Here is a 23,984-nt window from a genome sequence, read left to right as displayed (position 1 = left end):
CCGCTCCATCCAGGCTACGAGAGCGCTACCTCCCGTTCTTCTTGCGCCATTCCGCGAAATCGGTGAGCGTCCGCGGATCGGTGGCGGGATAGAGACCGAAGATGCCGCGGCCCTTGCCGACTTCCTCGGTGACGAAATCTTCGAACGCGGTCATCTCGAAGGTTTCGTTGGCGATCTCGTCTGCCAAATGCGCGGGGATCACGATGACGCCGTCGGCGTCGCCAAGGATGACGTCGCCGGGAAACACCGGCGCATCGCCGCAGCCGATGGGCACGTTGATCTCGATCGCCTGATGCAGCGTCAGATTGGTCGGCGCCGAGGGACGGTGGTGGAAGGCGGGAAAACCGAGCCTTGCGATCTCGGCGGAGTCGCGAAAGCCGCCGTCGGTGACGACGCCGGCGACGCCGCGCTTCATCAGCCGCGTCACCAGGATCGCGCCGGCCGAAGCCGCGCGCGCATCCTTGCGGCTGTCCATCACCAGCACCGCGCCCGGCGGGCAATCCTCGACCGCCTTGCGCTGCGGATGGGAGCGGTCCCTGAACACGTCGATGGTGTTGAGATCCTCGCGCGCCGGCATGTAGCGCAGCGTGAAGGCCTCGCCGACCATGGCCGGCTGATCCGGGCTCAAGGGACGGACATCCTGGATCATCTGGATGCGCAGACCGCGCTTGAACAGCGCGGTGGCGACGGTGGCGGTAGAGACGGATTTGAGTTTGTTGCGGGTGGCTTCGGTGAGTTTCGTCATGTCGTGCTCTCTCTCGTTCGTCATTCCGGGGCGCGCCACTTGGCGCGAGCCCGGAATCCATACTCCCTATCGTGGTTATGGATTCCGGGCCCATCGCTTCGCGATGTCCCGGAATGACAGGTGCTAGTAGATGGACGGCTCGCCGATCGGCGCGCCGAAATCGGTCTCCAGGAAGTCGAAGTCGCAGCCGTCATTGGCCTGCTTGATGTGCTTGGTGAACATCCAGCCATAGCCGCGCTCGAAGCGGCGCGCGGGCTGCTTCCAGGCGGCGCGGCGTTTTGCGAGCTCGGCCTCGCTCACATCGAGATTGATGGTGCGCGCAGCGACATCGAGCGTGATGCGGTCGCCGTTCTGCACCAGCGCCAGCGGGCCACCGATATAGGATTCCGGCGAGACGTGCAGGATGCAGGCGCCGTAGCTGGTGCCGCTCATGCGTGCATCCGAGATGCGCACCATGTCGCGCACGCCCTGCTTCACGAGCTTGGTCGGGATCGGCAGCATGCCCCATTCCGGCATGCCCGGTCCGCCCTGCGGCCCCGCATTGCGCAGGATGAGGATGTGATCCTCGGTGACGTCGAGATCGGGATCGTCGACCGCCCTCTTCATGGAGGGATAATCGTCGAACACCAGCGCGGGGCCGGTGTGCTTGAGGAACCGCGGCGCGCAGGCGGAGGGCTTTATGACGCAGCCGTCGGGCGCGAGATTGCCCTTGAGCACGGCGAGCGCGCCCTCCTTGTAGATAGGATTGTCGATACCGCGGATCACGTCGGCATTGTAGACCTCGGCGCCCTCGATGTTCTCGCCCAGCGTCTTGCCTGTGACCGTGACGCAGTCGAGATGCAGATGCGGCTTGATCTGGCCCATCAGCGCCGGCAGGCCGCCGGCGTAGAAGAAGTCCTCCATCAGGTACGCATCGCCGCTCGGGCGGACATTGGCGATGACGGGCACCTTGCGGCTGGCCGTCTCGAAATCGTCGAGGCCGATGTCCTGGCCGGCGCGGCGGGCCTGCGCGATCAGATGGATGATGGCGTTGGTGGAGCAGCCCATCGCCATCGCGACCGCAATGGCATTCTCGAACGCTTTGCGGGTCTGGATCACCTTCGGCGTCAGATCCTCCCACACCATCTCGACGATGCGGCGGCCGCATTCGCTGGCCATGCGGATATGGTTGGCGTCCGCGGCGGGGATCGAGGAAGCGCCCGGCAGCGTCATGCCGATCGCTTCCGCAATGGCGGTCATGGTCGAGGCGGTGCCCATGGTCATGCAGGTGCCGTAGCTGCGGGCGATGCCGGCCTCGATGTCGAGCCAGTCCTTGTCGGAGATCTTTCCGGCGCGGCGCTCGTCCCAATATTTCCAGCCGTCGGAGCCGGAACCCAGCGTCTTGCCCTTCCAATTGCCGCGCAGCATCGGGCCTGCCGGCAGATAGATCGCCGGAATGTTCATCGAGGTTGCTCCCAGGAGCAGCGCCGGCGTGGTCTTGTCGCAGCCGCCCATCAGCACCACGCCGTCGACGGGATGGCTGCGGAGCAGCTCCTCGGCGTCCATCGCCAGCAGGTTGCGATAGAGCATGGTGGTGGGCTTGAGCAGCGATTCCGAGAGCGACAGCGCCGGCAGCTCCAGCGGCAGGCCCCCCGCCATCAGGATGCCGCGCTTCACGTCCTCGACGCGCGACTTGAAGTGCATGTGACAGGGCTGCGCGTCAGACCAGGTGTTGAGGATCGCAATGATCGGACGGTCCTTCCACTCCTCCGGCGCGTAACCCATCTGCATGGCGCGGGAGCGATGGCCGAACGAGCGCAGATCGTCGGGCGCGAACCAACGCGCGCTGCGGAGCTGGTTGGGCGTCTTCTTCTTCATGATGGGGCCCCGTTTCTGGATGGTATTCCGCTCGATCACGCGGAAGATCAGGGCTCGACAAAGAGCCGGATGATGATCTCGGTCAAGAGGCCTGTGAAGACTGCAGGTATGCCGAGGAGGGCAAGGGGAGCTTTGGGCGCTGGCGTGCAGCCGCAGCGGGTAGATCGACCGGCTGCGCCGGCTACATCTGCCCTCACCCGGGTGCGGAAGGCGGCCTACGCCGCTCCCGCGACGATCGAATTAGCCGGAGCCATTCCCTTTTTAGGCCGCGTTGCGGCCGCTGCGCCGTTCCGGCCCGTGGTAATCGGCATCGCCGCTCTTGCGGCGGTCCATCGGACCGGTGCGCAGCCTGACGAAGAAGGCCTGGACCTCGGCGGCGAGGCGTTCGGCCGCCCCCGCGACGTGGTTCGCGGCACCCATCACCTCGTCGGCCGAGCGATTGGTTTCCGCGATGGCGCCGGAGACGGTGCCGATGCTGGTCGCCAACGTCTGTGTCCCCGACGCCGCCATCTGAACGTTCTGCGAGATCTCGCGCGTGGCGGCCCCCTGCTCTTCCACGGCGCTTGCGATCGCCGCGGTCACTTCGTCGATCCGGCGCATGGCGGTCGCGACCTCCTTGACGGAGGCGACCGCGCTGCCGGTCGCGTTCTGAATCGCGACAATGTGCTGCGCGATCTCCTGCGTCGCTTTGCGGGTCTGCTCGGCCAGCGCCTTGACCTCGGACGCCACCACGGCAAAACCGCGACCGGCCTCGCCGGCGCGCGCGGCCTCGATGGTGGCGTTGAGCGCCAGGAGGTTGGTCTGGGCCGCGATCGCCTGGATCAGGTCGACCACCGAGCTGATGCTCTGTGCGGCGTGCGCGAGCCCTTCGATCTCACTCTCCGAACGCGCGGTCACCTCGCCCGCGGAGCGCACGGTCGTGTTTGACAGCTCGATCTGGCGGCCGATCTCGACGATGGAGCCCGCGAGCTGCTCGGCCGCCGCGGCGACGGTCTGGACGTTGCCCGCGGTCTGTTCGGAGGTGGTCGCTGCGGACGCGGCCTGGCTCGTCGCATGATTGGCGATGCCGCTGAGGCTCTCTGCGGTCTGCCGCATGGTGCCCGCATTCTCGCCGACCAGCGCGAGCAGGTCGCGCGAGGTCGCGCGAAATTCCTCGACCGCCCCCTCCATGTTGCGGTTGGCCGCTTCGCGTGCCTCCGCCTCGCGCGCTAGGGACGCCGCCGCCCGTTGCTGGGCAATCACATTGTCGCGGAATTTGGCTACCGCCTGCGACACCACGCCGATCTCGTCGCCGCGCTCGGCCGTCCTGAATTCGACGCTGGTGTCGCCGCCGGACAGGCGCGCGGAATCGCCCACCAACTCGATGATCGGACGGGTTATGGAGCGTGCAACCAGGATCGCAATCGTTGCCCCGAGCGCAAGCGCTGCGGCGAGCAGGATCCATTGGAGCAGGAGCAATCTCTCGACTGCGTCGGCCACACTGCGGGCGTCGTCGGCGAGCTTCGATTGTTGATCACTCTTGAGACCGCCCGAGCGCTTGCCATCGGTATCCTTGCGACCGTCGAGCAGGTCGAGGATCCGGGCGGCGCGCGGCGCGGCCTCGGTCGACAGGATGAAGACCGGCATATTCCATTGCGGCGTCTGGCGGATGGCGAAGATCTTCTGCGGCAGCGGTATGAACGCCTCGTTCGCCTTGACGATGGCCCGATAAGCGGTCGCCTGCCGTGCGGTGAGCAGATCGGTCTGGGTACCGACCGACGCAAGCGCGGCCCTGAAGGTCGCCAGCGGCTTTTCGAACTTGTCACGATCGGCCGCCTCGCCCGAGGCAACGTACAGGCGCAATTGAGATCCCGCGGCGGCAAGATTGCCACGCACATCGGCAAACGTCTTGAGCAGGCGCTTGCGCGGCGGCGTCGCCTCCAGCGCCTCTTCCTCGTCGATCATGCCGGTGATCTCGGCGAACATGGCCGAGATCAGCGGCGCGGCTTCCTTCGCCAGCAATTCGCTCGCCGGATAGGCCGAAGGCGTGAAGGCGGCCGCTTCGGCCTTGTCCTGGGCCTTGCGGAATTCCGCCATCAACGTTCTGGCCTCGCTCCAATTGGTCTTGTTCTGGGGGCTGGAAAAGCCCTCTGCCATGCGGTCGACTGCAGCGGCCGTGCGATCCAGCTCGGCCCAGACCGCGGCCCGGTCGCGCTTGCCCTGCGCATCGCCAGTCAGCAGATAGCCGCGCAGCGTCGAAAGCGTGGAATAGAGATTGCCGACGAGCTCCGTGCTCGCGATCGCGACCGGCGCGCGTTGATCCACGACTGTCCTGATCCGCGACGAAATGTCCGACACGGCGGCGACGGTGTAGATGACGGTCGCTGCGAGCAGGCCGCAGATCAACGCGAAGCCGCCGAGCAGCCGGGTGCGAATTCCGGTGTTCGCGATCGATTTGAACATGAGAGATCTCGAACTGATGGCCGGTTGGGGCAACCGGCTTCGTCGGGTAAAGGAATGCCGAAATTGAAATACGCGAGGTACCGAGATGGAACTCGCGGAGATAGTAGTTCGCCCTCTTTTATTCGCGGTGAAGATCGGGTTCCGTACAACTACGGCGAGAAGAATATCTCCTGTCTTTGAAACGACTTATTGCGTTCGGACCGGATCGCATATGCACGCAAGCGTGCGTACCGGCCACAGCGCCTCGTCTGTCGCCACGCCAGGAAGGCATTCGCGGCAAACGCGAGGTGCTTGCAGCGCGGCCAGAATCCGCGCAACAATTTCGCATTTGTTGCTTTGATTTGGGGCCGCTGGAACGCCCAATGCGGCCGGAGGATTTTAGGCGTGGCCAACATCCTGATCGTGGATGACGATCCGGCCGTCCAGTTCACCATCCGGCTGCTGCTGGAACGGGCTGGTCATCACGTGACGGTCGCCGAGGATGGCCGCAAGGGGCTGGCGCTGTTCGAGGCCAGCCGGTTCGACCTGCTGTTTCTCGACATCTTCATGCCCGGTATGGACGGACTGGAGACGATGCGTCACATTCGGATGCTGGCCCCAGCCGTTCCTATCGTCGTCATCTCCGGCCGTTCGATCACGCCGGATGCCTATGCGGAGCCGGACTTCCTGAAGATGGCGACCAAGCTCGGCGCCGTGGCCAGCCTGCAAAAGCCGTTCCGGCCCGATGCACTGCTTGCAGTGGTCGCAGATTGCCTGAAGGCCGACGCGCCAGAGGGGTCCGATGTCCGCTCCGGCCGCCGATGACAAGAACGCCTCTGCTGCAAGCCAAAAATGGCGCAGCGCTGCGGCAGGTCCGGCGAAACTCCCCATGCGAGCAGCAACGACGCTGGCCACGCGGCTGGCCCTCGCGATGATCCTGCTGGTTGCGGTCACCGTGGCCGCAGTCGGATGGTTGGGCTATCGCAACACCACACAGGCCGTCATTCCGCGGGTGCTGGAGCGGGTCGAAGCCCAATCCCGCCTGCTTGCAACCAATCTTGAATCCTACGTTGCCGGCGTACGCGGCGATCTGGTCGGCTATCGCGCCGCAGCGGCAATCAACGGCCTGATCCGCGCTCATGCCGGCGGCGGGATCGATCCGGCGGACGGCGTTTCGGAGCAGACCTGGCGCGAGCGTATCGCGGCGCGGCTCGCGGCCGAGATCGACGCCAAGCCCATCTACGGGCAGTTCAGGATCATTGGCGTCGACGACCAGCGCGAGCTGGTCCACGTCGATCGTTCGGGTCCCAACGGAGCAGCCCGGATCGCTCCGGACAGCGAATTGGAGCGCAAGAGTGGCCGCGCCTACTTCCAGGAAACCATACGGCTCGGGCCCGGCGAGATCTATGTGTCTCCCATCGAGCTCGCGACCCGTCAGGGGGGAACGACGGCGCCTCACGCGCCGACTTTGCGCGTGGCGATGCCGCTGTTTACGGCCGACGACAAGCCGTTCGGCATCATCGTGGCCAATATCGACATGCGCCCGGCACTCGAGCGGGTCCGCGCGGCGACAACCTCGGGCGGAGATATCTACGTCGTGAATGCGCGCGGCGACTATCTCGTCCATCCCGACCGGACGCGGGAGTTCGGGTCATCGCGGGGCCATCCGACCGATTGGCGCAAAGACCTTCCGTTCTTGTCAGAACTGGCCGGCACGTCGGACGTGGCCACGCGGGTCACGACCGACGAGGCGGGCCGGACGAGCGGCGCGGCATTCGTGCCGATATCGCTTGCGAGCAAGGAATGGGTCGCCATCGTCGCGACTGTTCCCCCGTCCGTGTTCGGCCGCGTGCCGGCCGCCATTCAAAAAACGTCCCTGCTCGTCGGCGTGCTGGCTGTTCTCGCCGCGGCTGCGCTCGCGGTGCTGCTGGCGCGCTCGTTGACCCGCCCGATCGGGCGTCTGACGGAGGCGGTGCAGGCCATCGGCAGCGGACGTCCCGCGGAGATCCCCGTCGATGCTAGCGGCGAGACCGGCGTGCTGGCCCGGGCCTTTGCGCGGATGGTGGAGGAGATGCGCGCGAAAACGGCCGCGCTCGAACGCGAGATCGAGGAGCATCGCCTCACCGAGGCCGCGCGGAGCCATCACGCGGCGCGCGAGAACCTGTTCAGTGCCGCGGTGGAATCGTCCGACGATGCGATCGTCATGCAGACGCTCGATGCCATCATCACCGGCTGGAATCCGGCCGCCGAACGCCTTTACGGCTATACGGCGGAGGAGGCGATCGGCAAGCCCACCTCGATCATCGTCCCGTCCGACCGCCGCGAACAGGGCAAGGACTATCTGCGGCGGATCGCGCGGGGCGAGCCGATCGAACGCTTCGAGACGGTCCGCCTGCGCAAGGACGGCACGCCGGTCGAGATTTCGCTCGGCCTGTCGCCGATCAAGGGACCGTCGGGCGAGATCATCGGCGCGTCCGGAAGCGCGCGCAGCCTGACCGAGGCGCGGCGCGCCGAGCGGGCGCTGCAGCACCAACTCGAGGAGCGGCGTCAGATCTTCGAGACGTCGCAGGATCTGATCATGGTCATGGACGCGCGGGGTCATGTCGCGCAGATCAGCCCGAGCAGCGAGACCATTCTCGGCTATCGGCCGGACGAGATGATCGGCCGCAGCGGCGCCGACTTCATCCATCCCGATCACCTGGAGCAGTCCCGTGCCGAGATGCGGGCGATGCGACACGGCGAGCGCGTCAGGCTGGCCGACACCCGCTGCTACCACAAGAACGGGCACGAGGTCTGGCTGTCCTGGCTCGGCAGTTGGTCCGAGCGCGCCAAGCGCTTCTTCTTCGTCGGGCGCGACATGACGGAAGCGCGGCTCGCGCAGGAATCGCTGCTCGAGAGCGAGCGGCTCGCCCGCAACATCGTCGAGACCTCCCTCGACGCCTTCGTCCAGACCGACGAGACCGGAAGCATCCTGAACTGGAACTCGCAGGCGGAACAGCTGTTCGGCTGGCGCCGCGACGAGGTGCTCGGCAAGAGCACGATCGACCTCATTGTCGCCGAGAGCGAACGTGGCCGGGTCCGAGCCGGCCTGAAACGCTTCCTCGAAGACGAGGGTGGCCGGACGCTGAACCGCCGCCGCGAGCTGATGTGCTGCCGCCGCGACGGCAAGGAATTCAGGGCCGAGCTGAGCGTCACCGCGCTGAAGCGGCGCGAGGGCCTGCTGTTCAACGTCTTCTACCGCGACCTCACCGACAAGATCGCCGCCGAGGAGCGCATCCGCCATGCCGAGAAGATGGAGGCCGTCGGCCAGCTGACCGGCGGCGTGGCGCATGACTTCAACAACATTCTCACCGTCATCACCGGGACCATCGAGATTCTCGCGGAGGCGGTCGCCAAGGAGCCGCAGCTCGCGGCAATCACCAAGATGATCGACGAGGCCGCCGCGCGCGGCGCCGACCTGACCCAGCACCTGCTCGCCTTCGCGCGCAAGCAGCCGCTCCAGCCGCGCGAGATCGACATCAACTCGCTGATCGTCGACACCGCAAAGTTATTGCGTCCGACGCTCGGCGAGCAGATCCAGATCGAATCGGTGTTCGAGGACGAGAATTGCGTCGCCATCGTCGATCCCAACCAGCTCACCACCGCGATCCTCAACCTCGCGCTCAATGCGCGCGACGCCATGCCCGGCGGCGGCAAGCTGATCGTGGAGACTGGCGCCGCCTATCTCGACGAGGTTTATGCCAGCGCCAACGACGTACCGCCGGGGCACTACGTGCTGATCGCCGTGAGCGACACCGGCACCGGAATCCCTGCGCACATGCTGCCACGGGTGTTCGATCCCTTCTTCACCTCGAAGGGACCCGGCAAGGGCACCGGACTCGGGCTTTCGATGGTCTACGGCTTCATCAAGCAGTCCGCAGGTCACATCAAGATCTACAGCGAGGAGGGGCACGGCACCACGATCAAGATGTATCTGCCGCCCGGCAAGACGCCGACGGCGGTCGGCGAGGGCGTGACGCCGGCGACGATCGAGGGCGGACACGAGACGATCCTGGTGGTCGAGGACGACCGGCTGGTGCGCGACTACGTGCTGGCGCAGTTGCATTCGCTGGGTTACGTCACGTTGCAGGCCGCGAACGCCGCGGAGGCGCTCGCGATCGTCGCGGCCGGCAAGCCGTTCGACCTTCTGTTCACCGACGTCATCATGCCAGGCAAGATGAACGGACGGCAGCTTGCGGACGAGCTGATGAAGACGCGCCCGGATCTCAAGGTGGTCTACACGTCAGGCTATACGGAGAACGCGATCATCCATCACGGCCGGCTGGATGCCGGCGTGGTGTTGCTGGCCAAGCCCTATCGCAAATCGGATCTGGCGCGGATCATCCGCAAGGCGTTGAGCGGGTGAAGGCCCGTGGCCCGGATGGAGCGCAGCGCAATCCGGGAACAATCGTGCGCGCGCGAAATCCCGGATTACGCTTGCGCTCCATCCGGGCTACGAAACCGTCGGTGAGGAGAGATGGACCCGGCTCAGCAACGCATCATTGCATGATGCGCTGCTGAGCCGTGGCACGAGACCATGTTACGACGCGCGCTGGGCCGCGGTCATCACGATGCGGATCAGGTCGGCGGCATTGCGCGCGCCGAGCTTCTTCATGATGTTGGCACGGTGGTCCTCGATGGTGCGCGGACTGATGCCGAGCGTGCGGCCAGCCTCCTTGTTGGAGGCGCCGGAGGCGAACTGCTCCAACACCTCGCGCTCCCTGCGCGTCAGCGGCTCGCGGCCGGGGAAATGCAACGAGCCGAATTTCGGCGACGCGTTCTCCGCCTGCCTGCGTGCATAGGCACCGATCGCCTCGTCGAGACGGCCGACGATCTCGCTGCCGCGGAACGGCTTCTCGATGAAGTCGAGCGCGCCGCTCTTGATCGCGCCCACCGCCATCGCGATGTCGCCCTGCCCGGAGATCATGAAGATCGGCGCAGGATAATCCTCGCCGTGCAGCTCCTTCAGGATGTCGAGACCCGACTTCCCGGGAATATTCACGTCGAGCAGGATTGCAGCCGGCGTGCGGTTTCGCGCGACGGAGAGCAGCGCTGCACCGTCCGCAAAACAGATCACTTCATAGCCCGCCGCCTTCAACACCATCGACAAGGTGTCGCGAACGGCAGGGTCGTCATCGACCACGAAGATTTCACCGCGAGAGCTTTGTTCGGCCATGTGCCACATCCGGTTGGCATGAAGGACTCGCGTCCGCGCCATTCGTTATGGCGCTCGGCGCGGATTCGGCCCACCCGTATTTGTACGGGACATGGACTTAACGCACAAGTAGCGGCATGGCGCCTAATTGCATTGGACGGAGAATATCCATGCTAAATTTGGCCGACACGCCGCCTCCTGTCGCAACGTCCGAAGTCGAGAGCCGTGAGCTGATTGCGGCGGACCTTCGTTTACTGATCGCACAGATCGAGACCAGCATGCGCCGGATCGCCGCAGCCATGGATCAAGAACACGGCAGCGATCCGGAAGGTTCCGCAGATGTCGTTTTGCTCGACGACGTCACGCCCCGCTACGCCAGCGCGAGCGCGGCCCTCAATGTCTGCCGGGCGGGCCTCGGCCACGCCCTGCAATGTCTATCGGAATCCGGCAACGCGGCCGGAAGCCGCGTCTGACCGTATGGCGGCTCCGCAAGCTCAGGCGCGGTGCCGTTCCACGATCGCGTCGGTGGCGACACCACCCCAGGTGTGAATCGCCGGCAGGCCCATCGCGGTCTTGCCGAGATTGGCGAGGCTGATGCGCAGCGCCGCGAGATCCAGCGGCTTCGGCAGGCTCTGGAGCTCGATGCCGACCGAACGGGCGAAGCTGCGGGCGGCACTGCGGCGCTTGCCGTCCATGCCGCTGATGACGATCACGGAGCCTGCAAACTTCGCGCTCGCCATCTCGCGCAGCACGTCGACGCCGTCGCCATCCTCCAGCACGAGATCGAGCGTCACGCAGTCGAAGCGCGCGGCGCGCAGCTTCTCGATCGCGTCCGCCACCGATGGCGCCACAGTGACCTCGTGGCCCGCCTGCTTGGCCGCGACCGTGATCAGGCGGCGCTGCGTGGCGTCGTCATCGACCACCAGGAGCTGAAGTGCACGCCGCTCGGCGCCGTCGGGCAGGTTTGACGAGATCGGGGAAAGAGAACTTCTGGGCATTGCCGTATCCTGGGATTGAGAGCGTCAATGGATACACGGCTCGCGCTGAAGCCGCGTAAAGCTGCCGCGAGCAATTGACTCGGAAACGTTCAGCAAATGTGAAGCAAAGTGCCGGAAAGCGCAGCGACGGCGGCGGCGAGATCAGGCCGCGGCGTCGTGGCCACCGGCCGCACCGCGCTTCTTCCGGTTCTTGCCGCGCAGGAACTGGATGTCCATTTCGGCGCCGTTGACACGGACCAGCTCGCAGCGACGATAGGCGAGACCCGTGGACGACAGCAGCAGAAAGAACTCCTTCAGGTTCAAGCCCTGGATCGAGCCCTCCACCGTGAGAACCGCGTCGGTGTCGGAGATCGCGTTGAGCTTGCAGTCGCGCCGCCAGGTGCCGTCGATCGCCATGATGCAGACATCATAGCCGCGGCTGAAGGTCACACGCTCCGCGCCCTTGCCATCCTCGGCCATGATTATCGTCCCGCCATCGCCGCCATGCGCGGCGCCGCACCGGCGAGAACCGGCTTGGCCGCGGCCGCGCGCGGATCATTCGGCTTGTAGAGGCCGCGCCGCTCCGGAATCGGCCGGAACGTGTCGGTCAGTCCAACCACGGTCTCGGCGGCGCCGAGCACCAGGAAGCCGTCGGGCTCGATCTGGCGCGCCAGGCGGTTGAAGATATTGATTTTGGTATCCTGATCGAAATAGATCAGCACGTTGCGGCAGAAGATGACGTCGAAGGTGCCGAGCTGGGCGAAATCGTGCAGCAGGTTGAGCTGGCGGTGCTGGATCATCGCCCGCAATTCGGGATTGATCTGCCAGGTCTCGCCGGTCTGCCTGAAATATTTCACCAGCATCTGGATCGGCAGGCCGCGCTGCACCTCGAACTGGCTGTAGACGCCGGCCTTGGCCTTCTCCAGCACCTCTTGCGACAGGTCGGTCGCGATGATCTCGACGCGCCAGCCGGTGAGGGCTGCGCCCATCTCCTTCAGGCACATCGCCAGCGAATAGGGCTCCTGCCCGGTCGAGCCCGCGGCACACCAGATGCGCACGCTGCGCTTGGCCGCACGCGCCTTGATGACCTCCGGCATGATGTGGTCGCGGAAATGATCGAACGGGACCTTGTCGCGGAAGAAGAAGGTCTCGTTGGTGGTCATGGCCTCGACCACGTCGGTGATCAGCTGGCGCGAGCCGCCTTGCAGCTTCTGCACGAGTTCGGCGATGCCGGAGAGCCCGGCCTTGCGAGCCAGCGGCAATAGGCGGCTTTCGATCAGATATTGCTTGTCTGCGGACAGGTCGAGACCGGAATTATCCTTCAGGAACTTACGCAGGTACTCATACTCGGTCGGGGTCACGGATGGCCTCTCGAAAGCTGTACTGGAACACTCTGGCCCAAGCGCTTTGGGCCTGACACACTCAGACCATGACTTGTCCGACCGGGATCAAACCAACTTCAGCGAACTTGTCGGCGATGATGTCTTTGTCGAAGGGCTTCATGATGTACTCGTTGGCACCGCCGCTGAGCGCCTGAGCGATATGAGCCACGTTGTTCTCAGTGGTGCAGAACACCACTTTCGGCTGGTCGCCGCCTGGCAGGCGGCGCATGTGGCCCATGAACTCGAAGCCGTCCATGACCGGCATGTTCCAGTCGAGCAGCACCGCGTCGGGCAGCTGCCGCTGGCAGATCTCGAGCGCCTTCGAGCCGTCTTCGGCCTCGGTGACCTCGAACTCCAGACCTTCCAGGATCCGGCGCGCGATCTTGCGCACCACGCTGGAATCATCGACCACCAAACACGTCTTCATTTCTGTTCTCCGGCTTCGATGTTTCGTTGGCTCAGGCGGCCATTTGCGTCTTGGTTTCGAGCTCGAGGACGCGGTCGACGTCGAGGACGACCATGAGCTGTCCGTCGAGGCGGTGGACGCCGCCGGCGAGCTTGGCCATGCGGGGGTCGAGGTTGACGGGGTTTTCTTCCTTACCGTCCTCGGGCAGGCGCAGCACCTCGCCGATCTGGTCGATCAGGAGGCCATAGGATTCGCCGCGCAGGTCGACGCCGACCGCCATCGCGGTCTTGCCGTCCTCGTCCTTGGGCAGGCCGAGGCGCGAGCGCATGTCGACCACGGTGACGATGCGGCCGCGCAGGTTCAAAACGCCTGCGATCTCACGCGAGGCCAGCGGCACGCGGGTGACGCGCTCGGGCATGAACACGTCCTGGACGCGGGAGATCGGCAGGCCGAACAGCTGGCCACCGATCATCGCGGTGACGTACTCGACCATGGCGCCTTCGCTGGACTGGGTCTTCTTGCTCATTTCAGGGTCTCCTGGTCCATGCCGCTCAAGGTTTAAGCCGCGGCCGCCCGGCTCAGCTCGGAGGCGCCGGCGGCACCCGCGGTCTGCTCCTTCAGCGCCGCGATCAGGCCGGGACGGTCGAACTTGGCGACGTAATCGTGGAAGCCGGCCTGACGGCCGCGCTCGATCGCCGCCGGCGACACCAGCGCCGACAGGCCGATGATCGGCGTCGCAGCGAGGTTGTTGTCGGAGCGGACGACTTCCGCGAACTCGAACCCGTTCATGTCGGGCATCTCGATGTCGGTCAGGATCACGTCGAAGCTTTGGGCGCGCAGTGCCGCGAGGCCCTCCTGCGCGGTCGGCGCGGTGCGGACGCGGTAGCCGGCGGCCTTCAGCACCGGCGCCAGCATGTTGCGGAAGAAGGCCGAGTCGTCGACCAGCAGCACCGACTGCGAATGCAGCGACGGCTTCATCTCCTTGCGGGTGAACCAGTCGGCGAACGCCATCGGCAGGAAGTGGCCGACGTCGATCACCTCGGTGGCCTGGCCCTTGATCACGGCCGAGCCGAGAACGCCGGAGGAGGAGCCGCCGACCTCGATGTTGAGGCGTTCCTCGACGATGTCGATGATCTCGTCGACGACGAGGCCCATGGAGCGGCCGTCGTCGGCGAACACCAGGATCGGCTGGGCGCCCTGGGAAGCAATGGTGACGCCTTCCATGGCCACCAGCGGCATCAGCTGCTCGCGGTACTGCACCATGTAGCGGCCGTTCGAGAACTCGATCTTGTCGGCCGGCAGCTCTTCCAGGCGCGTGACGAGGCCGAGCGGAACCGCCTTAGGCTGCGACGAGCCGGCGCGGAACACCAGCAGCGAGGTGGTCTGCTCGCCACTTCCGATGTGATGGCCGGCCGCTTCGTCACCCATGCCATGGGCCGAGGAGCCGGCGGCGCCGAGCGCCTTGGCGATGCCGTTGGGATCGATGATCATGATGACCGCGCCATCACCCAGAATGGTGTTGCCGGAGAACATGTCGATGTGACGCAGTTTTGTCGACATCGGCTTGACCACGATTTCTTCGGTGTGGAACACGCCATCGACGACGATGCCAAAGGTCTGGCTGCCGACTTGCGTCACCACGATGAAGCCGTTCTCGGGATCGCTGGCCGCGCCGTCGTCGATCTTCAGGAGCTTCTTCAGATGGATCAGCGGCAGCAGCTTGTTGCGCAACCTGAGCACCGCGGTGTCCTTGATGCGCTCGATGCGGTGCTCGGAGTTGGCGCGGGCGCGGACCAATTCCACCACCGAGAGCTGCGGGATCGCAAAGCGGTCGCCGGCGGCTTCGACGATCAGCGCCGAGACGATGGCGAGCGTCAGCGGGATCTTGATGGTGACGGAGCTTCCTTCGCCGGCCACGCTCTTGATGTCGATGGTGCCGCCGATCTGGTCGATATTGGTGCGGACCACGTCCATGCCGACGCCGCGGCCCGAGACCGAGGTGATGGCAGCGGCAGTGGAGAAGCCCGGCGCGAAGATGAACTTGTGGATCTGGGCTTCGCTCATCTTCTCGAGCTCGGCCTCGGTGACGAGACCGGACGAGAGCGCCTTGGCCTTGATCTTCTCGGTGTTGAGGCCGCGGCCGTTGTCGGCGATGCAGATGATGATGTGGCCGCCCTCGTGATAGGCGGACAGGCGAATGGTGCCCTGCTCGCCCTTGCCGCTGGCGAGGCGCTCGGCGGGGGTCTCCAGGCCATGATCGGCGGAGTTGCGCACCATGTGGGTGAGCGGGTCCTTGATCAGATCGAGCACCTGGCGGTCGAGCTCGGTGTCGGCGCCGTGCATCTCGAGCTCGATCTGCTTGCCGAGTTCGGATGAGAGGTCGCGGACGATGCGGGGCAGCTTCTGCCAGGCATTGCCGATCGGCTGCATGCGCGTCTTCATGACGCCTTCCTGCAGCTCGGCGGTGACGTTGGAGAGGCGCTGCAGCGGCACCTTGAACTCGGTGTCCTCGTTGCGGCGGGAGATCTCCAAGAGCTGGTTGCGGGTCAGGACCAGCTCGGAGACCATGGTCATCAGGTGCTCCAGCGTATCCACGTTGACGCGGATCGACTGGTTGGCGATGCGGTCGCCCTCGCCCGCCATCTCGTCGGCCATCGACTTCTTCGGCGCGGCCTTTTCCTTGGCGGGCTTTGCGGCTTCAGCAGCCGGCTCGGCCTTAACCTCAGCCTTGGCCACGGGCGCGGGCACCGGCGCTTCGATCGCGGTCTCGCGGAAGGCGCGCTCGAGCTCGTCGAGCGAGACCTCGCCCGGACGCAGCGGACGCTCCAGGGTCTGATCGACCAGCGTGCCCATGGTCATCTCCTTGGCGGGGGCGGCTGCAGCGGCGGGCGCTTCCGGCACCAGCGGCGGCGCATCGGCAACGGGAGCAGCAGTGCCGGCTGTCGGCATCGGCTCCGCCGAGCCTGACATGGCCGCCATGCCCTGCTCGACCATTGCTTCCAGCTTGTCGATGAGATCGCGGTCGTTCCCCTCAGGCTCGGCCTCGGTCGCCTCCAAGCCAGCCAAAATCTCCTTGATGCGGTCGATCGAGGACAGGATCACCGTCACCGCCTCGGCGGTCACAGGCATGCCGTCACGGAATTTGCCCATCAGGGTCTCGCCGGCATGCGCCAGCGCTTCCAGCCGCGGCAGGCCGAGGAAGCCGCAGGTGCCCTTGATGGTGTGGACCAGGCGGAAGATGTTATCCAGGATCTTGGCGTTGTTCGGCTCCTGCTCGAACTTCACCAGCTGATTGTCCACGGTGTCCAGGCTCTCGCTGGTCTCCGTCAGAAACTCCCGCAACAGATCATCCATGAGCTACGCCTTACTGACCCGGGCCGCAAACGCGACGTCCGAGCCACCCTTGGCACGGACGGACGCCCTATTTTGGATCGTTAGACATCCCCTTTCACAGTCCCGTTAATTTCATCCTCCGTGCTACTACGGATTTTGAAGAGAAGTTTGCGGTTCTGCCGCGTGTTGCAGCGCTTTTCGGCAAAACCATCCCCGCGCCGCGACGGCGGGAGCCGCGCGGTAAACGAGCCACTATCGCGCGACGCGGCGTGCGAGAAAGTCCTGCTCGTGAAGAACGATAGAGGCGGTCGAGGCAAGCCGGCCGCGCCCTCGTCGCGCGAGTGCTTGGGCGTTGCCGGATCTAGGCGGTCCACGCTCGAGGTAAACGAAGCGTTACCCCGCGGGGAAAGCGGCTCGTGTCGCGCTAACCGAGCTGCACGGCCGTGGCAATGTCGGAGCGGGGGCGAGGCTCTGCCAGACAATCGTCGATGGCGGCGAGCAGCGCGTGCGGCGTGAACGGCTTGCGCAGACAGCGCGCGGCGCCGAGCTCCAGCGCCATCCGCAGGAAGTCCGGCGCGGGCGAGTCCAAATTCGCGAAGGCGTAGCCGGACATCGCGATCAGCGGAATGACCGGAGCCCGCTCGTGGAAAATCCGGATCGATTCGAACCCGCGCATGTGCGGCATGAAGATGTCGATGATCATCAGATCGAATTGCTTGTGCTCGAGGGCGCGCAGTCCGGCTTCACCACCCTCGGCGATCGTCACCCGAAAATTGTTGCGCTGGAGGTAAACCTCGATGGCCATGCACACCATCGGGTCATCGTCGACGACGAGAATATGGCGCAGATCGTCTCGCCCGGATTGAGCTTCCCGTTCCGGCGATTCAACAATCGAACCGTGGGGCACGCCTTTCTCCTTTGCTTTCGATGAGAGATGAAACTAACATTTTTGCGGACGCGGTCGAGGCGACGCGAGCCGGCCCGATGGCCAGCGCGATTGCAATGCCTTCCGGCTCCTGAGGCCCCCTTGCCGCTTTTTCCCTGCGCAATCGTTGCAGGACGGCCGCCTCGTCAACGAATCAGCGTGCGCTACTTAATTCCGCCGCAAATGAGACAGGCTGTCTGCCCTCTAACGGGTATATGGACGACACCACAACCTTTAGATTAGTATTTGCGCGCCGTGCAACTGAGTGACGAAGGCCGCCGCGCCCAACGTCCATCGAACCCGCCGGATTAACCTGCATGACCGTGAGCGGCCGCCCGCCCAACCAGCTGCTGCAACTGCTCGATGCCGCGGATTTCGATCTGCTGCGTCCGCACCTCGCGCCGGTTGAAATGGTCAGCAAATCTGTCGTGGGCGAGATCGGCACTGCACCGAGACATGTCTACCTCCCGCATGGTGGATGCGTTTCGATCAGGGTGAGCCTGTCCGAAGGACAGACGATCGAAATTGCGATGCTGGGCCGCGACAGCGTCGTGGGGGCCGGTGCGGCCCTTGCCGACGGCATCTCGCCGATGGACGCGGTTGTGCTGTTCCCAGGAGCTGCTTCCGTGATCGAAATCGGAGTTTTCCGCGCGGTCGCGACCGCAAGCGCTCGCCTCCGCAAGCTGATGGTCCGCCACGAGCAAGTCATGCTCGCGCATGTGCAGCAATCGCTGCTCTGCAATACGCTGCATCCGGTCGAGGCTCGGCTCACGCGTTGGCTGCTCCGCGCCCACGACCTGTCCGACGACCAAATCCTGCCGCTGACCCAAGAGGCGCTGGCGCAGATGATCGGCGCCCGCCGCAACGCGATCTCGCTGGTCGCGCATGCGCTGCAGCGCGCCGGCATCATTCGCTACAGCCGCGGCCAGATCGAGATCATCGATCCCAAGGCGCTGCTGGCGACGTCCTGCGGCTGCTATTCGGCGGTGAAGACCCATCACCTGCGCCTGATGGGAGTCGTGGCGTGACGGGAGCACGATGCGATCTCTGTGTTCCGACGTGCACGCAGCGTCGGTGCATCGCCAGGGCCGGACAACTTGTCTCAATTGCCAATATATCCCGCCGCGAGGATGATGGAACTTACCCGCGCACCGCGTGAGTGCAGGCGTGCGATTCCCAGGTGCAAGGGTACGGAGGAGGCAGCTTTGGAAAGCATGGCGCGTCCGTCCAACGGTTTCCTGTCCGCACTGTCGGCAGACGATTATGAGTTGATCCGCCCGCACCTGCGAACTGTGGATCTGCCCCACGGGGCGGTGCTGGTCGAGACCGGCGAGACGCTCATGCGCGCCTATTTTCCTCACCGCGGCGTCATCTCGCTGGTGGTTGAACTGGCCAAAGGCGAGCATGTGCAGGTCGCCATGATCGGCCGTGGTAGCCTGCTCGGAACGCTCGCCATCGAGGGTGATGCGTGTGCGTTGAACACCGCCATCGTGCTGGTTCCCGGCGCCGCCTCGGTGGTGGATCTGGACCGCCTGCGCATGGCCGCCGATCAGAGCAGCGCCCTGCGTACGCAGCTTGCGCGTCACGGGCTGGCGGTCTACGCCCAGGTGCAGCAAACCGCGGGCTGCAACGCCGCTCATCCGGTGGAGTCGCGGCTGTCGCGCTGCCTGCTGCACACGCATGACATGTCGGGCGAGTCGCGTCTGCTGCTGACACAGGAGACCATGGCTCAGATGATCGGGGCCCGGCGCAACAGCGTGTCGCTGGTCGCCAACTCCCTGCAGCAGGCCAATTTCATCCACTACAGCCGCGGACACATCCAGATCACCAACCTGGACGGGCTGCGCCAGACGGCGTGCGAATGCTACGCCGCCGTGAAGGCCCAGTACGACCGGCTGCTCGGCCCGCCCTGAACGCCGCGGTCCTTGGTAAACCGCGGGCTAATGCCGGCCTGCAAACACCAGCCATCCTGCTACCAGAACTGAAATTCGAAGGGCGTACACACGCGACATGCCTCGCGCGGCGGCGTGCCGCGCGACACGAACCGGGATCAGGGCAGGCAAGACATGTTTGACGTCACCGTCGGGCTTGCGAACGCGATCGATGCCGAACCCGCGCGCGAGCCGCGCGCGTACGAAGCGCTGGTGCGCGAGATCGGCGAGGACGGTGCCGGCGAAGTGCGCGACGTGTTCTGGAGCGAGACCTGCGCGCGCCTGCAATCGTTCCGAACGCTCTCGCCTGCGCAGCACCACGCCAGGATCGCGCGCGAAGCACATTCTTTGAAGAGCGCGGCCGGAACGTTCGGCTATCTCAGGCTGGCAGCGCTGGCGCTCCGGCTGGAGAAAACCGCGGAAAGCCTCGGCGAGACCGAATTCCGCGCGCTGCTGGACCTGATGGATGCGGCCTACGCCGCCGCGCATGCGCAGGAGCCGCAAGGCTAGCTGGCTTGGGATGCGCGCTCGTCGCGCTGCTTCGCGTGAAAACGCTCCGGACTACTCGCGCGTGCATTCCCGCCGTACTTCTACGGTTTGCGATTTTCACAGATGGCTAATCATAGCTGGCGATAGTCCCGGAAAACCAGGAGGGTTTTCCATGTTCACCTACGAGACCGCAGACCAGAAGGAGGTTCGTCGCTTCCGGATCGCACAGTTCAACGGCCGGATGGCGACGGTGAAGGCCGGCGGCTCGACCGTGACCGGTTTCGTGCGCTCGGTGCTGGAGCAGGAATCGAGCATGCCCCCCCGCTGGACCATCACGATCATTCCGAGCGCGCCGAAGGAAGAGATCAAGCCGTTGCGTCCCACCTCGCGCGCACGTCCCTTCGCCGAAGACTATTTCTGAGCGCCACGGATTTCCCAACTTTCGAGATAGGCGTCGGGTCTCGCCCGACGGCGGGCGACGGGCCCGGCCTCAGTCGATCGAATGCAGCAGCGCCGCACGGACGAGGTCCGCGGTGTTGCGCGCACCGAGCTTGCGCATCGCCTCGGCGCGATGGCTCTCGAAAGTGCGCGGACTGATCTGCATGCGAAGCGCACCCTGCTTGTTCGAGTAGCCTTCGCTGATCAGCCTCAGCACCTCGCGCTCGCGCCTGGTCAGCCGCTTCTGGCCCGACGGGCCGATCAGATTGGCGCTCGGCGGCCGCGGCGGTTGCAGCACGCGGACGGCCTTCGATTCCGCTTCTTCGGACGGGCTCGGCAAGCCGCCCTTGGAGCCGCTCTTGGGCGGGCCGGCGAGCTGCTTGACCAGGCCGCAAACGCGCTCGGTCTGGGCCAGCGCGTTCTCCACCACCCGCTGCAAATAGGCGCGATCGCCGGTCGCGGGGACGAGCTGATCGCTGTGGTGCTTGATCTCGCCCATGTAGAGCAGCAGCGCGGTCAGGGGGCCATTGAGCTCGCGGGCGATGGCAGCCGCCATTTCGTCGGCCGCCTTGGCACGCAAGGCGCTCAGGCGGGCGAAATCGAGCTCTTCAGCTGAAGCAGCGCTGCTCTCGTGCCATGCCGACGGCCGCGAATCGGTGGCCGTATCATTCTGTGACCCCATGTCACTCGTTTAGCGGAACCGGGGCGGGTCTGTGATTAACTTTTTGCCCCGTATGACTACGGTGATTTAGACGGTTTTACGCTGAAATGACGACTTCGGCACAATTTGTGCTTGCGCGGTGCCGCACGCGACCATGCAGCGGTTGAGTTTTCTGCCGAAATCCTGGGCTGGGAACGGGAAAAGCTCCTCGGCGAACGCCTTGCTCCGACATCCACCCCCCGGATTTTACGGATTAATTAACGGCGACTTGCTTCTCTAGGGAGGTTGAGAGCGCGCAAATGCCTCCACGCATTGGGCCCGCAAGCCCGCGGGCCACGCTGCGAAAGATTGCGTGCCATGGACGAGATCGACCGGCTATCGGAATTTCTGCAGAGGTTGACGCCGCTGTCGCGCAGCTGTCTGCTCAGCGAGCTCGAACGGCTCGAGCTGTGCGGCATCGACATGCCGGGTTCGGCCGACATCCAGGCCCGCTTGCGCGCCGAATTCCGCAAGGACGGATCGACCCAGGCGCGCGCCACCAGCCCGTCGCGCTATTTCTTCGCGCCGCTCGAGCTGCTGCTGATCGATGGCGCGCCCGAGCATGCCAACATGGGGCGGATCTCGCGCAATACCCTCACCCCGATCTGGGAATGGATCTGCCGCGACCTGCTGCCGACCATGGCGCGCGACTACATCAAGGCGATCGGCGACCAGGTCGCGGCCAACAACCCGAAGGAAGTCCAGAAGATCGCCTCGACCTTCCAGATCAAGGTCGTCAAGGTCCTCGAGAGCACCCTCGCCTCGCCCGAGAGCGCCGAATCCGCGCGCGCCAAGCTCGGGCAATATACGGCCTCGCGCACCGCCTTCGACGACGTCGTGAAGATGCTGCACGTGTTGCGCGCCGGCGATGCACTGCCGAAGTTCAACGAGAAGCTGCCCGAGAAGATCGCGAAGTTCGACGACGGCCAGGTCGCTCAGATCACCGCGCAGCTCGACGCCTTCAAGAAGGCCCATCCCCAGGCGCTGCCCTTCGCGCTGGCACTGGTGGCGCGACGCCTGAGGACGTCCTGGCAATTGGTGCGGCTTGCGACCCGAGCCGCTGCGAGCAAGGCCGCCGCAGACGTCGCCGCCACGCCCTATGCCTGCGTCGTTCCCATGGTTCTCGACCGGCTCGACGACAAGCGTCTCGCGCTTCGCGTCGCGCTCCGGCACAACCGGGTGCTGATCGCTCGCGACCTGCTCGCCGAAATCTACGACACCGAATATGCGCTCAAGGTCCGGATCGACGGCATCGAGCAATGCGAATGGGGCGTCCGCCTCCAGCAATTGATGGACGCGATCGCGGCGCTGGTCTCCGCCGAGGTGAGCCGCTTTCCTGCCAATGTCGGCCACATTCTCGGCTCGCGGCGGCTGCGCAGCCACGACACGCTCGGCGGCAAGCTGTCCTATCTGGCCTGGAAGGGACGCGACGCGATGCAGGACGGTGCGGCGGCGTTCCGCAAATTGATCGGGCAAACCTAGACCCGGTTCGGCCGCGAAAAACCGTGTGCCGCGCGGCTAGCGCGGCAGGCACAGGAAGCGATCCATGAATCGCCCTGACAGCACGAACCTGAACCACCAATAGATCATTCGCCGCATCGACATAGCTGTAATCCTCGACAGCCCTCCACCGGCTCGGGGGAGCTTTAGCGCGAGTGCGGCAATGCGCGTGTGATGTGCTTCACATTCTTGGCCGCCGACGCGGACCCGTTGTCGCAGAACTGTCGCGAGCGAAAGGCGGCGGTGCGCGCATCGCGGGAAGACGCAAGCGTGAAAGCCGCCGCCGATTTCACGTTGCGCCGGCTTCATCGCCGCCTCGGGACAACCGCGCGCGTGTACCCAAAGATTTCGTCGACAAATTAGCTCGAATTGCAGGGCTTAACGTTACTCAGATAATTCAAGAACGATGTGAAGCTCTCCTTATTTGAACCCACGCTCCGCGTTTAAGAAACCGTCACGGAACGGGAGTGGTGTACGATGAACGATGGGATGATTGAACTCGTCGGACGAAGGCCTGTGACCTTCGGACGGCGAAAGGTGACGCCGCGCGCCTGCGTGGCCGACAGCAAGCGTCACTTGCGCGCGTTCCTCAGCGAGATCCTCGAGGATCTCGGCTTCGTCACCTGCGAATGTGCCAGCGCCGACGAGCTGAAGACGGTGCTCGCGAGCGAATTGCCGGACCTGATCCTGCTCGGCGTCGCCGCCGACGGCATCGAGCCGGGACGATTCCTCGAAGTCCTGGTGCGTGAGGCATTTGCCGGCAAGGTTCTCGCCGTCGGCGCCCGCGATTCGATCATCGTCAAAGCCGTGCGGCAGGTCGGCGACGAATATGGCCTTGCGATGCTGCCGCCGCTGACAACGCCTTTCGCCGCGGAGACGCTGCGCGAGCGCGTTGCGATGCTGCTGCCGGAGGAGCCGGCGCCGAGCCCGGCCGTGCATGTCGGCGAGGCCTTGCATGCCGGCTGGCTCGAGCTCTGGTACCAGCCCAAGATTGACGCGCGCACGCTGGTCCGCAACGGCGCCGAGGCCTTGGTGCGGATGCGGCATCCGACCTGGGGCGTGGTGCCGCCGGCCTATTTCATCCCGGAGCCGCACGATCCGCATTTTCGCGAGCTGTCGGAGTTCGTGATCGATCGCGCCATGCAGGACTGGCACTATCTTCTGGAGCAACAAAGTCCGGTCGACCTGTCGATCAATCTTCCCGCCTCCTATCTCAGGGAGCCGCAGGCGGTGCGCGATCTCTGCCGCCGCGTGCCGACGCATCCGGCCTTCGGCGGACTGACGGTCGAGATCGACAGCGAGGAGGCGATCCGCGAGCTCGATTTCCTCGCCGAGGTCGCGCGCGAGGTCGGCCTGCACAATATCGGCCTGTCGATCGACAATCTCGGCGCCAACTGGCCGTCGCTGATGGAGCTGGACAAGATTCCCTTCGTCAAGCTGAAGGCCGATCGGCAGTTCGTCACCGGCAGCGGTGGCGATCGGCTGAAGCGCACGGTGTGCCGTCACATCGTCGAGCTGGCGCAGACCTTTGGCGCGCGCGCTGTGGCGCAAGGGGTCGAGAGCCGCGCCGACCTCATCGCGGCGAGCGAGATCGGCTTCGATGTCGTTCAGGGCTTTCTGTTCGGCAAGCCGATGCCGCTGAAGAAGTTCGCGAAGGCCGCGCTGACGCGCACCGTGATGGGATGA

The 23,984-nt window shown here is 65.2% G+C and carries 21 protein-coding genes; 9 read left to right on the top strand and 12 right to left on the bottom strand.

The features are described 5' to 3' along the window. Positions 1–25: 25 nt before the first annotated feature. From N2605_RS36120 to N2605_RS36110, 3 genes are all read right to left on the bottom strand, one after another. Positions 26–745 (bottom strand): ribonuclease activity regulator RraA, encoded by a 720-nt coding sequence (locus N2605_RS36120; RefSeq protein ID WP_260345437.1) that lies wholly within the window; start codon positions 743–745, stop codon positions 26–28. Positions 746–868: 123 nt separating this feature from the next. Continuing rightward, a complete protein-coding gene (araD, locus tag N2605_RS36115) occupies positions 869–2,602 on the bottom strand; it encodes an L-arabinonate dehydratase (RefSeq protein WP_260345435.1) in 1,734 nt (577 codons plus the stop codon). Between the two features lie 261 nt (positions 2,603–2,863). Next, positions 2,864–5,044 carry a HAMP domain-containing methyl-accepting chemotaxis protein gene (locus N2605_RS36110; RefSeq protein ID WP_260345433.1) on the bottom strand — a complete coding sequence of 727 codons (2,181 nt, stop codon included), beginning with the start codon at positions 5,042–5,044 and terminating at the stop codon, positions 2,864–2,866. 384 nt (positions 5,045–5,428) lie between these two features. Here N2605_RS36110 and N2605_RS36105 point away from each other — a divergent pair, with 384 nt between their 5' ends. Then, complete coding sequence (locus tag N2605_RS36105; RefSeq protein ID WP_036015915.1) at positions 5,429–5,848, top strand: response regulator; 420 nt, start codon at positions 5,429–5,431, stop codon at positions 5,846–5,848. 64 nt (positions 5,849–5,912) lie between these two features. Continuing rightward, the gene (locus N2605_RS36100) at positions 5,913–9,428 is read left to right on the top strand and encodes a PAS domain S-box protein (RefSeq protein WP_425248831.1); all 3,516 of its coding nucleotides are present in this window, start codon (positions 5,913–5,915) and stop codon (positions 9,426–9,428) included. A gap of 174 nt (positions 9,429–9,602) precedes the next feature. On the opposite strand, the gene N2605_RS36095 is transcribed toward N2605_RS36100, so the two are convergent. Further along, positions 9,603–10,238: a response regulator transcription factor gene (locus tag N2605_RS36095; RefSeq protein WP_026202588.1), complete on the bottom strand. Its 636-nt coding sequence runs from the start codon at positions 10,236–10,238 to the stop codon at positions 9,603–9,605. Between the two features lie 149 nt (positions 10,239–10,387). On the opposite strand from N2605_RS36095, the gene N2605_RS36090 reads away from it, so the two are divergent. Continuing rightward, on the top strand, positions 10,388–10,690 hold the full coding sequence (locus tag N2605_RS36090; protein WP_036015912.1) for a hypothetical protein: 303 nt from the start codon (positions 10,388–10,390) through the stop codon (positions 10,688–10,690). 21 nt (positions 10,691–10,711) lie between these two features. On the opposite strand, the gene N2605_RS36085 is transcribed toward N2605_RS36090, so the two are convergent. The 7 genes from N2605_RS36085 to N2605_RS36055 all read right to left on the bottom strand — a co-directional run bounded on the left by N2605_RS36085 (position 10,712) and on the right by N2605_RS36055 (position 17,222). Further along, positions 10,712–11,215, bottom strand: coding sequence for a response regulator (locus tag N2605_RS36085; RefSeq protein WP_036015910.1), 504 nt, complete (start codon positions 11,213–11,215; stop codon positions 10,712–10,714). 141 nt (positions 11,216–11,356) lie between these two features. Then, a complete protein-coding gene (locus tag N2605_RS36080; RefSeq protein WP_036015908.1) occupies positions 11,357–11,674 on the bottom strand; it encodes a hypothetical protein in 318 nt (105 codons plus the stop codon). A gap of 2 nt (positions 11,675–11,676) precedes the next feature. Next, positions 11,677–12,555 carry a CheR family methyltransferase gene (locus N2605_RS36075; RefSeq protein ID WP_036015907.1) on the bottom strand — a complete coding sequence of 293 codons (879 nt, stop codon included), beginning with the start codon at positions 12,553–12,555 and terminating at the stop codon, positions 11,677–11,679. Positions 12,556–12,616: 61 nt separating this feature from the next. After that, a complete protein-coding gene (locus N2605_RS36070) occupies positions 12,617–13,003 on the bottom strand; it encodes a response regulator (RefSeq protein ID WP_036015905.1) in 387 nt (128 codons plus the stop codon). A gap of 31 nt (positions 13,004–13,034) precedes the next feature. Then, a complete protein-coding gene (locus tag N2605_RS36065) occupies positions 13,035–13,508 on the bottom strand; it encodes a chemotaxis protein CheW (RefSeq protein ID WP_225137425.1) in 474 nt (157 codons plus the stop codon). Positions 13,509–13,540: 32 nt separating this feature from the next. After that, entirely contained in the window at positions 13,541–16,336 is a 2,796-nt protein-coding gene (locus tag N2605_RS36060) for a hybrid sensor histidine kinase/response regulator (RefSeq protein WP_225174750.1), read from the bottom strand. A gap of 403 nt (positions 16,337–16,739) precedes the next feature. After that, positions 16,740–17,222, bottom strand: a complete 483-nt coding sequence (locus tag N2605_RS36055; RefSeq protein ID WP_425248830.1) for a response regulator — start codon at positions 17,220–17,222, stop codon at positions 16,740–16,742. A gap of 335 nt (positions 17,223–17,557) precedes the next feature. Here N2605_RS36055 and N2605_RS36050 point away from each other — a divergent pair, with 335 nt between their 5' ends. The 4 genes from N2605_RS36050 to N2605_RS36035 all read left to right on the top strand — a co-directional run bounded on the left by N2605_RS36050 (position 17,558) and on the right by N2605_RS36035 (position 20,081). Then, positions 17,558–18,268 (top strand): Crp/Fnr family transcriptional regulator, encoded by a 711-nt coding sequence (locus tag N2605_RS36050; RefSeq protein ID WP_260345414.1) that lies wholly within the window; start codon positions 17,558–17,560, stop codon positions 18,266–18,268. A gap of 186 nt (positions 18,269–18,454) precedes the next feature. Next, the gene (locus tag N2605_RS36045; protein ID WP_192893380.1) at positions 18,455–19,153 is read left to right on the top strand and encodes a Crp/Fnr family transcriptional regulator; all 699 of its coding nucleotides are present in this window, start codon (positions 18,455–18,457) and stop codon (positions 19,151–19,153) included. Between the two features lie 153 nt (positions 19,154–19,306). Further along, complete coding sequence (locus tag N2605_RS36040; protein ID WP_057026528.1) at positions 19,307–19,681, top strand: Hpt domain-containing protein; 375 nt, start codon at positions 19,307–19,309, stop codon at positions 19,679–19,681. Between the two features lie 151 nt (positions 19,682–19,832). Further along, the gene (locus N2605_RS36035) at positions 19,833–20,081 is read left to right on the top strand and encodes a hypothetical protein (protein WP_225184296.1); all 249 of its coding nucleotides are present in this window, start codon (positions 19,833–19,835) and stop codon (positions 20,079–20,081) included. A gap of 69 nt (positions 20,082–20,150) precedes the next feature. Here the strand turns inward: N2605_RS36035 and N2605_RS36030 are convergent, their stop codons facing one another. Continuing rightward, a complete protein-coding gene (locus tag N2605_RS36030; RefSeq protein ID WP_225184297.1) occupies positions 20,151–20,780 on the bottom strand; it encodes a response regulator transcription factor in 630 nt (209 codons plus the stop codon). Between the two features lie 336 nt (positions 20,781–21,116). Between N2605_RS36030 and N2605_RS36025 the strand changes: the two genes are divergently transcribed. Both N2605_RS36025 and N2605_RS36020 read left to right on the top strand, forming a co-directional pair. Further along, a complete protein-coding gene (locus tag N2605_RS36025) occupies positions 21,117–22,280 on the top strand; it encodes a hypothetical protein (protein WP_260345410.1) in 1,164 nt (387 codons plus the stop codon). Between the two features lie 495 nt (positions 22,281–22,775). Next, positions 22,776–23,984 carry an EAL domain-containing response regulator gene (locus N2605_RS36020; RefSeq protein WP_260345408.1) on the top strand — a complete coding sequence of 403 codons (1,209 nt, stop codon included), beginning with the start codon at positions 22,776–22,778 and terminating at the stop codon, positions 23,982–23,984.

The organism is Bradyrhizobium yuanmingense (assembly GCF_025200905.1).
Classification (GTDB): domain Bacteria; phylum Pseudomonadota; class Alphaproteobacteria; order Rhizobiales; family Xanthobacteraceae; genus Bradyrhizobium; species Bradyrhizobium yuanmingense.
Note: the sequence above shows the minus strand (reverse complement) of the source record. Positions and strands in the feature narration are given on the sequence as shown.

Excerpts from the sequence above, each read along its gene's own strand:
- N2605_RS36120 (WP_260345437.1), bottom strand. The coding sequence starts at position 745 with ATGACGAAACTCACCGAAGCCACCCGCAACAAACTCAAATCCGTCTCT.
- araD (WP_260345435.1), bottom strand. The coding sequence starts at position 2,602 with ATGAAGAAGAAGACGCCCAACCAGCTCCGCAGCGCGCGTTGGTTCGCG.
- N2605_RS36110 (WP_260345433.1), bottom strand. The coding sequence starts at position 5,044 with ATGTTCAAATCGATCGCGAACACCGGAATTCGCACCCGGCTGCTCGGC.
- N2605_RS36100 (WP_425248831.1), top strand. The coding sequence starts at position 5,913 with ATGCGAGCAGCAACGACGCTGGCCACGCGGCTGGCCCTCGCGATGATC.
- N2605_RS36095 (WP_026202588.1), bottom strand. The coding sequence starts at position 10,238 with ATGGCCGAACAAAGCTCTCGCGGTGAAATCTTCGTGGTCGATGACGAC.
- N2605_RS36090 (WP_036015912.1), top strand. The coding sequence starts at position 10,388 with ATGCTAAATTTGGCCGACACGCCGCCTCCTGTCGCAACGTCCGAAGTC.
- N2605_RS36085 (WP_036015910.1), bottom strand. The coding sequence starts at position 11,215 with ATGCCCAGAAGTTCTCTTTCCCCGATCTCGTCAAACCTGCCCGACGGC.
- N2605_RS36080 (WP_036015908.1), bottom strand. The coding sequence starts at position 11,674 with ATGGCCGAGGATGGCAAGGGCGCGGAGCGTGTGACCTTCAGCCGCGGC.
- N2605_RS36070 (WP_036015905.1), bottom strand. The coding sequence starts at position 13,003 with ATGAAGACGTGTTTGGTGGTCGATGATTCCAGCGTGGTGCGCAAGATC.
- N2605_RS36065 (WP_225137425.1), bottom strand. The coding sequence starts at position 13,508 with ATGAGCAAGAAGACCCAGTCCAGCGAAGGCGCCATGGTCGAGTACGTC.
- N2605_RS36060 (WP_225174750.1), bottom strand. The coding sequence starts at position 16,336 with ATGGATGATCTGTTGCGGGAGTTTCTGACGGAGACCAGCGAGAGCCTG.
- N2605_RS36050 (WP_260345414.1), top strand. The coding sequence starts at position 17,558 with ATGACCGTGAGCGGCCGCCCGCCCAACCAGCTGCTGCAACTGCTCGAT.
- N2605_RS36045 (WP_192893380.1), top strand. The coding sequence starts at position 18,455 with ATGGCGCGTCCGTCCAACGGTTTCCTGTCCGCACTGTCGGCAGACGAT.
- N2605_RS36040 (WP_057026528.1), top strand. The coding sequence starts at position 19,307 with ATGTTTGACGTCACCGTCGGGCTTGCGAACGCGATCGATGCCGAACCC.
- N2605_RS36035 (WP_225184296.1), top strand. The coding sequence starts at position 19,833 with ATGTTCACCTACGAGACCGCAGACCAGAAGGAGGTTCGTCGCTTCCGG.
- N2605_RS36030 (WP_225184297.1), bottom strand. The coding sequence starts at position 20,780 with ATGGGGTCACAGAATGATACGGCCACCGATTCGCGGCCGTCGGCATGG.
- N2605_RS36025 (WP_260345410.1), top strand. The coding sequence starts at position 21,117 with ATGGACGAGATCGACCGGCTATCGGAATTTCTGCAGAGGTTGACGCCG.
- N2605_RS36020 (WP_260345408.1), top strand. The coding sequence starts at position 22,776 with ATGAACGATGGGATGATTGAACTCGTCGGACGAAGGCCTGTGACCTTC.